Here is a 13,205-nt window from a genome sequence, read left to right as displayed (position 1 = left end):
CGCCGTCAACACGCACATCATGCTCGACACTCTGATCGCCGGCCTGCTCCGAGGGAACGTCTACGCCCTCGGAGCGGTCGGCATCTCGCTCGTCTTCGGCGTCATGAACGTCGTCAACTTCGCCCAGTTCTCCTTCTTCGGGCTCGGCGCGATGCTGTCCTGGTTCTTCATCGTCAAACTCGGGCTGCCGTTCTGGCTGGCGCTGCTCGCGGTGCTGATCGTCTGCGGCGCGCTCGGGCTGCTAATCAACGTCACCGTCGTGCGTCCGCTGGCGAAGTTCCTGCCGCTCGCGGCGATGCTCTCCACCTATGCCATCTCGCTGATCCTCGACAACGCGTCGCAGATCGCGTTCACGGCGCAGTTCCGCGTGTTCCCGGATGTGCTGCCCACCTCGAACCTGCACATCGGCAACATGCGGTTCGGCACCTCCGACGTGGTGATGCTGGGGACCACAGCCGTGATCATGGTCGTGATGACCCTCTTCCTGAAGTACGGGAAGGTCGGCCGGGCGATCCGGGCCACGGCGCAGGACCAGGAGGCCGCCCTGCAGATGGGCATCCCGGTCGGGCAGGTGCAGCACGTGTCGTTCGTGATCGCCTCCGCGCTGGGCGGGCTGGCCGGCGTCTTCATCGCCCTCTACGTCGGCGTCGCGAATCCGAACTCCGGGCTGGATGTCGGGCTCACCGCGTTCGTCGCGGCGACCCTCGGCGGCCTCGGCTCCCTGGTCGGCGCCGTGATCGGCGGGTTCGTTCTCGGCATCCTGGAGGCGTTCGGCATCCACTTCTTCGGTGACACCGCGCGCGAGATCGTGGTCTTCGTCATCCTGATCGTGGTGCTCATCGTGCGGCCGGGCGGCCTGCTCGGCAAGGTGCCGCTGATCTCGACGGAGCCGCTGACCGGCACGTTCCTCGGCAAGGGGCGCCCGATCCGCATCCCGCGCTGGGTGTGGCTGGCGGCCTTCGTGGTCGCGGGCATCGCCATCCCGCTGTTCGGCAACGACTACCTGCTGACCACCGGCACCCAGGTGCTGATCTACGCGATCATCGCTGCCGGCTTCACGGTCACCGCCGGGCAGGCGGGTGTGCTCGCCCTCGGCCAGGCGGGCCCGATCGCGATCGGCGCGTACGCGTCCGCGCTGCTCTCCCTCTACGTGCACGTCCCGTTCTGGGTCGCGCTCCCGCTCGCCGGGATCGCGGCGGCGGTGGTCGCGTCCATCCTCGCCTCGCCGATCTGGGGCGTGAAGGGCCATTACATCTCGATCGCGACGCTCGGTCTCGGCATCGCCATCGTCGCCGTCATCCAGCTGGTGCTGCCGCAGGGGCTCTACAACATCCCGGTCCCGGAGTGGTTCGGGACGCCGCTGAACACCCCGCAGGCGTACTACCTGATCGACTTCGGCGTGCTGGCGTTCACGCTGCTCGTCATGTGGCGGCTGCGCTCGTCGCACCTCGGCAAGGTCATCTCGTCGGTGGGGTCGGACGAGGTCGCGGCGCTGGCGTCCGGCGTCCGCGGGCGCAACTACAAGGCGCTCGCCTTCGCGGTCTCCGGCTTCTTCGCCGGCATCGGCGGTTCGCTGCTCGCCCACCAGTACACGTACATCGACCCGACCATCTTCACGATGCTGATGTCGCTGCTGGTCGTGACCATCGTCATCCTGGGCGGCATCAGCCTCCCGTACGGCGCCGTCGTGGGCGCAATCGTGCTGATCGGCGCGATGGAGCTGCTCCGCTTCACCCCGGAGCTGCGCATCATCGTCTACGGCCTGGTCCTCATCCTGGTGGTGCGGTTCCGGCCGGGAGGGGTCCTGGTGAGGAACGCATGAGCGACGTGCTGCTGGACGTCCGCGACCTGGAGCGTCATTTCGAGGGTCTCACCGCGGTGGACGGGATCTCGTTCACCGTCGCACGCGGCGAGGTGGTCTCGATCATCGGCCCGAACGGCTCCGGCAAGACCACCACGCTGAACCTGGTGACCGGCGCCATCCGGCCGCACGGCGGAACCATCGCGCTGGACGGCGCGCGCATCGACCGTGCCGACAGCGCGAGGATCGCCGAGCACGGGATCGCGCGGACCTTCCAGAACGGGCGCGTCTTCGCCACCCTGTCGGTCGCCGACAACATCGAGGTCGGCCTCCATTCGACGCTCCGGGCGAACCGGCCCTTCCGCCGGCTGTCGAACCTGTTCCTGCTGCGCTGGATCCCGCTGCTCGCCGAGCTGTACATCGCGATCGTCGGGACTCCCGCCTCCCGCCGGGAGCAGCGCAGGATCGACGAGGTGATCGCCGCCGAGATCGACCGCTTCGAGGCGCGGCTCGGTCCCCGGCGCGACGACCCGGCCTACTCGCTCAGCTATGCGAACCGGCGTCGCACGGAGATCGCCCGGGCGCTGGCGCTCGATCCCAAGCTGCTCGTGCTCGACGAGCCGACCGCGGGCATGAACCAGTCCGAGACCGCCGAGGTGCTGCAGCAGCTGCTGGAGCTCAAGGCGGCGGGGCAGACCATCCTGCTGGTGGAGCACAAGCTCGACCTGGTGATGACCGTCTCCGACCGCGTGATCGTGATGGACGGCGGCCGCATCATCGCGCAGGGCCGGCCGGAGGAGGTCCGCCGCGACACCGCGGTCGTGGAGGCGTACCTCGGCCGCCGCCGCGGGCTCGGAGGGGTGGACCTGGTATGACGGAGCTGCTCGCCCTCGACGACGTGAACGTCTACTACGGACCGTTCCACGCCCTGCGCGGCAACACCCTCACCGTGGGCGAGGGGGAGATCGTCTCGCTGCTCGGCGGCAACGCGAGCGGCAAGTCCACGACGATGAAGACCATCCTGGGCCTGGTGCGGCCGCGCTCGGGGGCCGTCCGGTTCGCCGGCGAGGACATCACGCACGCCTCCACCCGCCGCCGCGTGCGTGCGGGGATCGCCTCGGTTCCCGAAGCGCGTCGCGTCTTCCCCGAGATGACCGTGGACGAGAATCTGATCGCCGGCGCCTACACCCGCCGCGACAAGGCGGGCATCGCCGAGGACCTCGACCGGATGCGCACCCACTTCCCGCGGCTCGCCGAACGTCGCAAGCAGCAGGCGGGGACGCTGTCCGGCGGCGAGCAGCAGATGCTCGCGTTCGCCCGCGCCCTGATGAGCCGGCCGCGACTCGTGTGCATGGACGAGCCGACGATGGGCCTGTCGCCCAAGCTGGTCGACCAGGTGCTCGACGAGATCGTGCGCATCAACCGCGAGCTGGGCGTGGCCGTGCTCTTCGTGGAGCAGCAGGCCGAGCTCGCCCTGTCGATCGCTTCGCGCGGGTACGTGCTGGCGACCGGGGCGATCGTGCTGCAGGGCACCGCCCGCGAGCTTCTCGACGACCCGCAGATCCAAGAGGCGTACCTCGGAAAGGCAGTGTAGACAGTGACCACCCCTTCGAGCGGACGGACGCGGCTGGGGTTCTTCACCCGGCTCCTCGACGACGGCACCGCGCAGCAGCGGTACCGCAACGCGCTCGACCAGTTCGTCCGCGCCGAGCAGCTCGGCTTCGACTCCGTGTGGGTGGCGCAGCACCACTTCCACGAGGACGAGGGCGGCCTCCCGTCCCCCTTCGTGCTGCTCGCGCAGGCGGCGGCGCGCACCTCGCGCATCCGGCTCGCCACCGGGATCGTGACGCTGCCGCTCGAGGCGCCGCTGCGCGTGGCGGAGGATGCGGCGGTGCTGCAGCTGCTGTCCGACGGCCGGGCGGAGCTGGGCATCGGCTCCGGCGGGACGCCTTCGTCGTTCCCGCCCTTCGGGTTCGACTCGGCGGACCGGGCAGCGATCTACGACCGCCACCGCGGCATTCTGGAGGACGCCCTGCGCGGCGAGGTGCTCACCTCGGACGGCGGCGCGCTGTATCCGTCCGCCCCGGACCTTCTCGGCGTGATCTGGGAGGCGACCTTCTCCGCGGCCGGCGCCGAGCGGATCGGTCGCCGCGGCAACGGCCTCATGCTGTCCCGCACCCAGCCGCGCCCGGCGTGGGAGGGGCCCTCGTCGCCCGAGCTGCAGGAGGACATCGTCGATGCGTACCTCGCCGCCCTGCCGAGCGGCGCCGCGCCGCGCATCCTGGCCTCCCGGTCGGCGCTCGTCGTCGACACCGAGGAGGAGGCGGCGCGCTGGATCCAGCGCGGCATCGAGCGCAGCGCCGGCTACCTCCGGTCGCAGCGCATCGAGGTGCCGGACGGCGTGTCCGACACGGAGCTGCTGGCCTGGCTCGACGTGCACGTGGGAACGCCGGAGCAGGTGCTGACCTCGCTGCGGACCGACACGGTGCTCCGCCGCGCCACCGACGTCGCGTTCCAGCCGCATCCCATCGACCCGTCGCACGACGCGGTGCTGCGCTCGCTGGAGCTCCTCGCGTCGCGCGTCGCGCCCGAGCTCCTGGGCTGGTCGCCCGAGCGACCCTGACCCGACCCTCCTCGATCGAAAGGACAACCATGACCGACGTCATCGACCGGCTCGTCGGCATCGCCCCCGGCGACGCCCTCGACAGCCTCCGCGACCAGCGGCCCAGCGCCCGGGCGAACGCCCAGGCCAGCTACGACGCACTGTTCCAGTCGGATGAGCTGGCGCACGTGGCCCAGCGGGAGCGACTCGCCGTCGCCTACTGGACCGTGGCACTGTCCCAGTCGCCGACGTCCGCCTACTACCGCGACCTGCTGGTCGCCGAGGATGCGACCCTGCTGCGGGCGCTTGAGTCCGCGCTTCCCGGCGCAGTGACAAGCGGCCCCTACGGCGCGTACCCGGAGGGCCCGCTCAGCGTCGAGGACGTCGCCGGCTTGATCTGGCAGCCGGATGCGGAGCTGACCGCCGCGGTCGGGGCACGGCTGGCCGCCGCCCTCGCCCACACGCACCTCCTCGTCTACCGGCCGCGGGACTCGTCGCCGGCCGCCATCCAGGCGCTGCTCGACGCCGGGTGGTCGGTCGATGGGATCGTCACGCTGTCGCAGCTCGTCGCCTTCCTCAGCTTCCAGCTCCGCGTCGTCGCGGGCCTCACCGTCCTGAAAGGAGAGCTCGCATGAGCGAGACCGTCATCCAGCACACGTTCGAGGCGCCCAATGTCTTCACGCAGGAGGAGCTCGGCTGGGAGGCGTGGCTCCCGCCGCTGCCGCTCGAGGAGCTGACCGACCGCCACTACGACGGCCTGGTCGACCGCGGCCGTGCGAACAGCCCGTACTTCCGCCTGCTGGTGCGCGACCCCGACATCCTGGGAGCGCGCACGCGCACGGACAACGACATCTTCTACAACGAGAAGGGCGGCCTGACGCGTGCACTTCGTGAGCTGTCTGCCACGGCCGCCTCGCGCACCAACGGCTGCATCTTCTGCGCGTCCGTCCACTCGCGCTTCGCCAGCCACAAGTCGAAGCGGCCCGAGGACGTGCAGCGCCTGCTCGACGAGGGCACCGCCGCACAGCAGGACGACCCGCAGTGGCGGGCCGTCATCGATGCCTCTGTCGCGCTGACGCGCATCCCGGACGAGTTCGGGCCGGAGCACGTGCGTGCGCTGCGCGACGCCGGGCTGGACGACGTCGCGATCATCGACGCCATCAACGGCGCCGCCTTCTTCAACTGGGCGAACCGCCTGATGCTGTCGCTGGGGGAGCCGACGCCTCCCGTCGAGAAGCGCTGAGCGCGGCTCCCTCAGCGGTCAGGCGGCCAGCTGGGCCGCCGCGGTGAACAGCGGAGCCGCGACGTGCTCGCCCTGGCCGACACACACGAAGAAGACGAACTCCACGGGGGCGGCGACGGCGACGATCGCGCTGACGTCGCTCCACGGGTCGTCGGGCAGTTCGGTGACCCGCCCCATCTCGAGGACGCGGCGCTCCGCGTCGCGCGCCGACCCCTGCACGGTGAAGAACGCGTCGAGGGCGTCCTCGTCGTCGGCGTCCGCGAGCCAGCCCACGAGCGGGATGGCGGCGCGGTCGCTGACCGGGACGGTCTCGAACAGGGCCTCGGCCATGACCTCGAGCGAGGCGCTGGTCTGGACGAGGCGCGGCTGCGGCGGCAGCGCGCGAGAGGTGATGGCGATCCAGCCGCCCGCCGGAACATCGTTCAGGGCGGTGAGGAGCTGGCCGGAGATGACAGGACTGAGCTTTCGCAACATGGAAGTTCGGGTACTTTCCACACGGCGTCCGCGCGCGCGGGCACGGTTCCCCCCAACGCGCCACCGAACGCAACCAACATACGGGTAAGGTGCGTCGCCCCTTGCGGGGTGACGAGGTGGCACAACGCCCGCCGGAGTTTCGGGTTCCGCCGGGTTCACCAAGCATAGGACCGTGTCCGCGAAAGTGGGGACACCCATATGGGGGTCAAAATCGCGGTTGATTCTCCCCGCGCCGCGGGTCAGGCGTGGAGGACCGAGCGGTCGACGACTGCGGGGCCGTCGGCCTCCTCCGCCGCCGCTTCGGCATCGGCGAGCTCGAAGAACACGCCGACGACCTCCGGAGTCAGGTCGTCCGGGAGCACGACCGCGTAGACGGGGACGTTCACGCTCGCCGGAACTCCTGCGCCGCCGGGCAGTCGAAAGGATCCCGGGCGGCGAGGCCGACGCGGTTGAGGTACCGGACGACGATGCGGTACGAGTTCACCAGCCCGGTCTCGGTGTACGGGATGTCGTGGGTGGCGCAGTGCTCGCGAACGAGGACGCGGGCGCGGGCGAGGTGCGGGCGCGGCATGCTCGGGAACAGGTGGTGCTCGACTTGGTGGTTGAGGCCGCCCATGAGGGTGCTCATCGACCAGCCGCCGCGGATGTTGCGCGAGGTGAGGACCTGCTTGTTGAGGAAGTCGACGCGGGTGCCCGCGGGCAGGATGGGCATCCCCTTGTGGTTGGGGGCGAACGACGCACCCATGTAGAGGCCGAAGACGGCGAGCTGTACGCCGAGGAAGGCGAACGCCATGCCCAGGGGGAGCATCAGGAAGACGATGCCCACGTACACGCTCAGCCGGACCGCGATCGCGACCAGCTCGCCGGCGCGACGGTCGACCGGCCCACGGGCCAGCAGCGATCGCACGGACGTGATGTGGAGGTTGACGCCCTCCAGCAGAAGGAGCGGGAAGAAGAGGTAGCCCTGGCGCCGGGTGATGACGGCCATCAGGCCGCGCTGCCGTGCGGCGTCCTCTTCGACGAAGGAGATGGTGTCGAACGCGATGTCGGGGTCTTTGCCGACCGTGTTCGGATTGGCGTGGTGGCGCGTGTGCTTCGTCATCCACCACTGGTAGCTCATGCCGACCAGCCAGGTGACGATGAAGCGTCCCGCCCGGTCGTTGGTCGGACCGGAGGAGAACACCTGGCGGTGCGAGGCCTCGTGGCCGAGGAAGGCGAGCTGGGTGAACAGCAGGCCGAAGACTGCGGCGATCAGCAGCTGGAACCAGGAGTCGCCCAGGAGGACGAAGCCGACGCCGGCGCCGATGAGCCCTGCCACGAGCAGCGCGAACACCGTGATGTAGAAACCGCGGCGGCGCTCGAGCAGACCCTCGGCGCGGACGCGACCGAGCAGCTCGTTGTACGTGCTGGTGACAGAGGGCCGGTCTCCCGTTCGCGCTTGCGTGCGTCGCACGGGACCGAGGGTGGCAGTGGTCATGTGTTCCTCCGCTGTGTCGAGCCGACTTCACAGCCGAGGTGTGGGCAGAACGCCCGAGATGATGCAAGCGTATGCGCGCTTGCTGGGTGTTGGCGGCGAGGTGCCCGACCGTTTCCGGCCGGGCACCGGGGCCATCAGAGAGGACGGATGTTCGCGGCCTGGGGACCCTTGGGTCCCTGAGCCACGTCGTACTCGACCTTCTGGTTCTCGTCGAGGTTGCGGAAGCCGCCGGTGGAGGCGATCTCGCTGTAGTGGGCGAAGACGTCGGCGCTGCCGTCATCCGGGGCGATGAAGCCGAAGCCCTTTTCCGAGTTGAACCATTTGACGGTGCCTTGAGCCATCGTTTTTTCCTTTTTCATGTTGTGGGAGCCGGATGATCGGCTCCGCTCGCCGCGCCCGATCGGGCGCGGACGTCGTGGGCCGCCGCGGAGTGTGCGGCGGTCGGTCGTGGGGTGTCGCAGCAGAGCCTGGGCTCCGGCGATCGTGGGTGCTGTGCCGAGGAGGAGCGAGCGGCCGTCGAGGACGCGGAACGCCCCCTCTTCGAGGAGGGCGACGCCGGCGTATTCGTCGTCGGCCGTGGCGACCCAGACGGTGTCGTCCGCTCGGCGCCAGACCAGTGCGGCCTGCGGCCGCGAGTCGGTGATGATGGTGAGTCCTTTCGCCCCGGTCGGGGCGGACGATCGCTGCTCCCGGTCGGTACGCGGGAGGACGGGGATCGTGGTGATGGGAAGGGGCGAGCGTACGTCGGGCCGGCACATCGATGTGAGAAGACGGCCCCGCACGCGACACCCGGATGGGAAACCGGTTCTGATGCGGGACCATCTCGGTCACACGATCAGAAACGCATGATCAGATCCGGCGGACGAGGACACTCGAACGCGCGAACCGCCCCCAGACTACACGGGATTCCCGTTCGCGCACCCGGAAGTCTCTCAGACCGGTGCCGATTCGGTCGCGAACGCCTGCTGCTCGGTCTCGACGACGAGACCGCGGGAACTGCCGGCCGACTCCGCGAGAAGGCCGAGCCACTCGCGGTTGAGCGCGGGCGTGCGCGACCCGTCGAAGTGGAACCGCAGGCTGCTGGCGGGGTGGATCCAGATGCTGGTCCGCCCGCCGCCCGCGGAGCTCCTGTCCCTCCAGGACATGGCGAAGCTCTGCCCGTGCCGGAGCTTGTTGACGATCACGACGTGCAGGTGCGCAAGCGTGCGGTCGTCGATCTCGAAATCGTGGTTCTCGTAACTGAGGAAGCCGATAGTGGTGCCCTCCTGGATCGGTCCGGATGGTGGCGAAGCAGTCGCTGCCGAACGAGCCTTCACATCAACCGGAGGGTGTCTCACCAGTCTGGCCGGGCCCACCGGCACCGCGCGACCCGGCCCGGCCGATTGCCAGGAGGTACGGATGGGGCTCCCAAGCAGGGGTCAGCCGGTGACTGCCTCGTTTCGGGCCATTTACGCCTGCTCGCCGGGCCGCAGTCGTTCCGAACGGGCGCACTCGCACGCTGCCGACGTCGGTCGGCCGGGCGCCCGATTCGGGCGTTGCCGCGGACGGATGGGAACCTGGTAGGGGCGGAACGCCCGGTGAGGAGACACGATGAACGCGCAATCCGGACGGCGGCAGGACCTGACTCTGATGCTCATGCTCGCGCTCACCTTCTCGACGGGCATCGTCGACGCGGTCGGGTACCTGGGGCTCGACAAGGTGTTCGCCGGCAACATGACGGGCAACGTGGTCGTGCTCGGCATGGCCCTCGCGGGCGCCGAGGGGCTGCCCTGGGTGGGCCCGCTCATCGCTCTGTTCGCCTTCATGGCCGGTGCCGCGCTCGGCGGCCGGACGCTGCGGCGGGAGTCCACCGGCTGGAACACGCGCACCAGCTGGTCGTTCACCGGGGTCGCCGTCGCGCTGGCCGCTCTCACCCTGACCACCGTCGTCACGGGCGGCGTTCCGCCCGCGCCGTGGGAGCTCGCCATCACCACGCTGCTGGCAGCCACCATGGGGTTCCAGGCCGCCGTCGCGCGGCACCTCGCCGTCAAGGATGTGACCACCGTCGTGGTGACCTCCACCCTGACGGGTCTCGCCGCGGACTCCCGGCTCGGCGGCGGGTCCGGTCAGCCGTGGCGGCGCCGCGCCGGAGCGGTCGTGCTGATCGCCCTGGGTGCGCTGGCCGGAGCGGCGCTGCTGCGCATCCACATCGCCGTTCCGCTCGGGCTCGCGGCCGTCATCAGCGCCGGCGCGGCCGTGCTCGGCCATCTGGCCGCGCACGAGGCGCGGGAGCTCAGCGAGCAGCCTCCGACGGCGCGCCCTCGCGTGTGATGATCGCGGCGTCGCCGTCCCCGTCGAGCTTCACGCCCAACGGCCTGCGGAACGCGCGGGTCACGACGACGAGCGTGATGATCCCGATGGCCAGCCAGACGATGCCGTAGGTCAGCGCGTCCAGGTGCAGGTTGGCCCAGAGCACTCCGGTCAGCATCATCCCGACGCCCGGCAGCACGATGTTGCGCACGATCTGGCGGGCTCCGCGGCGTTCCTTCCGCCGCAGGGCGAAGTGGATGATGACCGTCGCGTTGACGACGGTGAACGCGATGAGCGCGCCGAAGTTGATCATCGACGAGACGAATTCGAGCGTGAACGCTGCGGCCAGCAGGGAGACCACGCCGACCAGCAGCACCGCCGCGGCGGGCGTCCGGAACCGCGGGTGGATGTAGGAGAGGGAGCGGGAGACGCGGCCGTTGCCGTTCCGCGCCATCACGTAGATCATCCGCGAGACGCTGGCGTGCGAGGCCAGGCTCGAGGCGACCGCCGCGGCCACTGCGGCGGAGATGAAGAGGATCTGGAACAGCAGCCCGCCGGTCTTCAGGGCGATCTCGGGAAGGGTGTCGTCCGTGAAGTGGAAGCCGGCGAGGGTCGGGAACCGGGACTGCGCGAACCAGGCCGCGACGAAGAAGATCACGCCACCGATCATCAGAGCCAGAACGATGGCGCGCGGCACCGTGCGGGTGTCCTTCGCCTCCTCGGTGTACATCGTGATCGCGTCGAAGCCGATGAACGAGAAGCAGACGACCGTCGCGCCGCCGATCACCGCCCCCAGGTGCACGCCGGAGTGGAGCAGCGGCGCCAGGCTGAACGGCGTGCCGTTGCCCGCGCCCGCGTTGAGCGCCGTCCAGGTCAGCACCACGAACACGGCGATCAGCACGATCTGGAAGGCGACCAGGATGCCGTTCACCCGCGACGTCGACGACATGCTGAACAGGTTCATCGCGGTGATGGCGGCCACGTAGCCGACCACCCAGATCCACCCGGGGACCGCCGGGAAGAACGACTCCAGGTACAGCCGCACGATGAGCGCGTTCACCAGGGGCAGCAGCAGGTAGTCGAGCAGCGATGACCAGCCGACGAGGAAGCCGACGTTCGGGTGGATGGTCTCCGACGCGTACGTGTACGCCGACCCCGCCGAGGGGAACACCCGCGTCATCCGGCCATAGCTGATCGCGGTGAAGACCATCGCGACGAGCGCCACCAGGTACGCCGACGGGACGACACCGTTCGTCTCGCCGGTGACGATTCCGAACGTGTCGAACACCGTCATGGGCGTCATGTAGCCGAGGCCCAGTCCGACGATCGCCCAGAGGCCCAGGGATCGCCGCAGGGATGTGGATCGCCGCCGGGACGTGGATGCGGGGGTGGTGGACACGCGAGCTCCTTCGCTCTATCGGGACCGCGCCATCCTAAACCCGATCATGTGCGGAATCCGAATCCAACACAACGGATCACTAGGGTGAAACGAGGATTGCACTAATAATCCAGTCGTAAAACTCCCATTTGACAGACGATTCCGGTAGTGTGCCCTTCGTTCACCCCAACCTCCACGGAGCTGATACCCATGAGCAGCATCGAACGCGACGTCGTCGTCATCGGCGCGGGCGCCTCCGGCCTGACGGCCGCCACGGAACTGACGAAGGCGGGCCTCACGGTCGCCGTCCTGGAGGCCCGTGACCGCGTCGGCGGACGGCTCTGGACGGACGACATCGACGGCGCGACGCTCGAGATCGGCGGCCAGTGGGTCTCCCCGGATCAGGATGCGCTGATCGAGACACTGGCCGAGCTGGGCCTCGAGACGTACTCCCGGTACCGCGACGGCATCAACATCTACCTCGGCGCGAACGGTGAGCGCCGCACGTTCGAGGGCGACATCTTCCCGGTCGCACCGTCGACCGAGAAGGAGATCGTGGCCCTCATCGACCGGCTGGATGCACTGGTCGCCGAGATCGACCCCGAGCGGCCGTGGGTGCATCCGCGCGCCAAGGAGCTGGACGAGATCTCGTTCCGCCGGTGGCTGGAGACGCAGACCGGCGACGAGGAGGCGCGCAAGAACATCGGCATGTTCATCGCCGGCGCCATGCTCACCAAGCCGGCGCACGCGTTCTCCGCGCTGCAGGCGCTCCTGATGGCGGCCAGCGCGGGCAGCTTCTCGAACCTGGTCGACGCCGACTTCATCCTCGACAAGCGCGTCAAGGGCGGCCTGCAGCAGGTGCCGCTGCTCCTGGCCGCGCGGCTGGGCGACGACGTGCACCTGAACGCCCCGGTCCGCACGCTCCGCTGGGATGAGAGCGGCGTGGCCGCGATCGCCGAGGGCGTCGAGGTGCGCGCGCGGTTCGCCATCCTCGCCGTCCCGCCGGTGCTCATCAGCCGCATCTCCTACGATCCCCCGCTGCCGCGCCGTCAGCAGCAGCTGCACCAGCACCTGTCGATGGGCTTCGTCATCAAGGTGCACGCCGTCTACGAGGCGCCGTTCTGGCGCGGCCTCGGCTTCAGCGGCACCGCCTTCAGCCCGTACGAGCTGGTGCACGAGGCGTACGACAACAGCTACCACGGCGACGCGCGCGGCACCCTCGTCGGATTCGTCTCGGACGAGAACGCGGACGGCGTCTTCGAGCTGAGCCCGGAGGATCGCAAGGCGCGCATCCTGGAGTCCCTGTCGCACTACTACGGCGAGCAGGCGCTGAACCCGGTCGTCTATTACGAGAGCGACTGGGGCAGCGAGGAGTGGACGCGCGGCGCCTACGCCGCGAGCTTCGACATGGGCGGTCTCGCCCGGTACGGCTCCGACCTGCGGAAGCCCGTGGGACCCATCCACTTCTCGTGCAGCGACATGGCCGGCAAGGGCTACCAGCACGTCGACGGTGCGATCCGGGTGGGGCGGGAGACCGCCGCGGCGATCGTGGGAGCCCTCCTCCCGGCCTGATCGTCGGATAGATTCGGAGCATGCCCGCACAGGATCCCGTGCGCTCGTGCACCAGCCGCCGCAACGGCGCGCGCTGCACCCGCCCGCTCGGCCATCCCGGGCTGCACCGGCGTCAGGGCGCGATGTGGTCGGAGGCCGGCGCGGACCCGCTGCGCTGCCCGGGCTCGGGCGACCCCGCCGGACCCGCGGCGACGCTCGACGACGGATTCCCCGGCGGCCGGGCGCTGTGCCCGGAGTGCCTGCGCTTCGTCCCGCTCGACCCGGACGGCCGGCTGGTCGATCACGACACGTCCGACCCCGCCGAGACGGATGAAGAGCGGGCGCACGCCCGGGAGTGGTTCAACGCGCACGGCTGGTGACGACCACGAT

Annotated in this window: 15 protein-coding genes; 9 read left to right on the top strand and 6 right to left on the bottom strand. The window is 69.8% G+C overall.

Translation table 11 applies throughout. The features are described 5' to 3' along the window. The first annotated feature begins 19 nt into the window (after positions 1-19). The 6 genes from ACR9Y5_RS15730 to ACR9Y5_RS15705 are packed head-to-tail and all read left to right on the top strand — an operon-like array spanning position 20 to position 5,646. Complete coding sequence (locus tag ACR9Y5_RS15730) at positions 20-1,822, top strand: ABC transporter permease (RefSeq protein WP_481298821.1); 1,803 nt, start codon at positions 20-22, stop codon at positions 1,820-1,822. Then, a complete protein-coding gene (locus ACR9Y5_RS15725) occupies positions 1,819-2,676 on the top strand; it encodes an ABC transporter ATP-binding protein (RefSeq protein WP_481298820.1) in 858 nt (285 codons plus the stop codon). Before ACR9Y5_RS15730 ends, ACR9Y5_RS15725 begins: the two co-directional genes overlap by 4 nt. Beyond that, positions 2,673-3,395, top strand: coding sequence for an ABC transporter ATP-binding protein (locus ACR9Y5_RS15720; protein ID WP_481298819.1), 723 nt, complete (start codon positions 2,673-2,675; stop codon positions 3,393-3,395). The genes ACR9Y5_RS15725 and ACR9Y5_RS15720 overlap by 4 nt, the downstream gene beginning before the upstream one ends. 3 nt (positions 3,396-3,398) lie before the next feature. Next, entirely contained in the window at positions 3,399-4,424 is a 1,026-nt protein-coding gene (locus ACR9Y5_RS15715) for a putative FMN-dependent luciferase-like monooxygenase (protein WP_481298818.1), read from the top strand. A 29-nt stretch (positions 4,425-4,453) separates the two neighbouring features. Next, entirely contained in the window at positions 4,454-5,038 is a 585-nt protein-coding gene (locus ACR9Y5_RS15710) for a CMD domain protein (protein ID WP_481298817.1), read from the top strand. Continuing rightward, the gene (locus ACR9Y5_RS15705; RefSeq protein ID WP_481298816.1) at positions 5,035-5,646 is read left to right on the top strand and encodes an alkylhydroperoxidase domain protein; all 612 of its coding nucleotides are present in this window, start codon (positions 5,035-5,037) and stop codon (positions 5,644-5,646) included. Before ACR9Y5_RS15710 ends, ACR9Y5_RS15705 begins: the two co-directional genes overlap by 4 nt. Positions 5,647-5,664: 18 nt before the next feature. Here the strand turns inward: ACR9Y5_RS15705 and ACR9Y5_RS15700 are convergent, their stop codons facing one another. The 5 genes from ACR9Y5_RS15700 to ACR9Y5_RS15680 all read right to left on the bottom strand — a co-directional run bounded on the left by ACR9Y5_RS15700 (position 5,665) and on the right by ACR9Y5_RS15680 (position 8,913). Continuing rightward, positions 5,665-6,120 (bottom strand): hypothetical protein, encoded by a 456-nt coding sequence (locus ACR9Y5_RS15700; protein WP_481298815.1) that lies wholly within the window; start codon positions 6,118-6,120, stop codon positions 5,665-5,667. A 239-nt stretch (positions 6,121-6,359) separates the two neighbouring features. Further along, on the bottom strand, positions 6,360-6,506 hold the full coding sequence (locus ACR9Y5_RS15695) for a hypothetical protein (protein ID WP_310134066.1): 147 nt from the start codon (positions 6,504-6,506) through the stop codon (positions 6,360-6,362). Beyond that, entirely contained in the window at positions 6,503-7,597 is a 1,095-nt protein-coding gene (locus tag ACR9Y5_RS15690) for a fatty acid desaturase family protein (protein WP_481298814.1), read from the bottom strand. The genes ACR9Y5_RS15695 and ACR9Y5_RS15690 overlap by 4 nt, the downstream gene beginning before the upstream one ends. A 134-nt stretch (positions 7,598-7,731) precedes the next feature. Continuing rightward, positions 7,732-7,938, bottom strand: coding sequence for a cold-shock protein (locus ACR9Y5_RS15685; protein WP_310134070.1), 207 nt, complete (start codon positions 7,936-7,938; stop codon positions 7,732-7,734). A gap of 591 nt (positions 7,939-8,529) precedes the next feature. Beyond that, on the bottom strand, positions 8,530-8,913 hold the full coding sequence (locus ACR9Y5_RS15680; protein ID WP_481298813.1) for a DUF7882 family protein: 384 nt from the start codon (positions 8,911-8,913) through the stop codon (positions 8,530-8,532). Positions 8,914-9,187: 274 nt separating this feature from the next. On the opposite strand from ACR9Y5_RS15680, the gene ACR9Y5_RS15675 reads away from it, so the two are divergent. Beyond that, entirely contained in the window at positions 9,188-9,907 is a 720-nt protein-coding gene (locus ACR9Y5_RS15675; protein WP_481298812.1) for a YoaK family protein, read from the top strand. Here ACR9Y5_RS15675 and ACR9Y5_RS15670 read toward each other — a convergent pair. After that, positions 9,870-11,285, bottom strand: coding sequence for an APC family permease (locus ACR9Y5_RS15670; RefSeq protein ID WP_481298811.1), 1,416 nt, complete (start codon positions 11,283-11,285; stop codon positions 9,870-9,872). The two genes, ACR9Y5_RS15675 and ACR9Y5_RS15670, sit on opposite strands and share 38 nt — an antisense overlap. Before the next feature lie 189 nt (positions 11,286-11,474). On the opposite strand from ACR9Y5_RS15670, the gene ACR9Y5_RS15665 reads away from it, so the two are divergent. Beyond that, positions 11,475-12,836, top strand: coding sequence for a flavin monoamine oxidase family protein (locus tag ACR9Y5_RS15665; protein WP_481298810.1), 1,362 nt, complete (start codon positions 11,475-11,477; stop codon positions 12,834-12,836). A 20-nt stretch (positions 12,837-12,856) separates the two neighbouring features. Next, complete coding sequence (locus ACR9Y5_RS15660) at positions 12,857-13,195, top strand: hypothetical protein (RefSeq protein ID WP_481298809.1); 339 nt, start codon at positions 12,857-12,859, stop codon at positions 13,193-13,195. Positions 13,196-13,205: the final 10 nt, after the last annotated feature.

This window comes from Leifsonia sp. KNZ13-11D, assembly GCF_056754895.1.
This window is presented reverse-complemented; position numbering and strand designations above follow the sequence as displayed.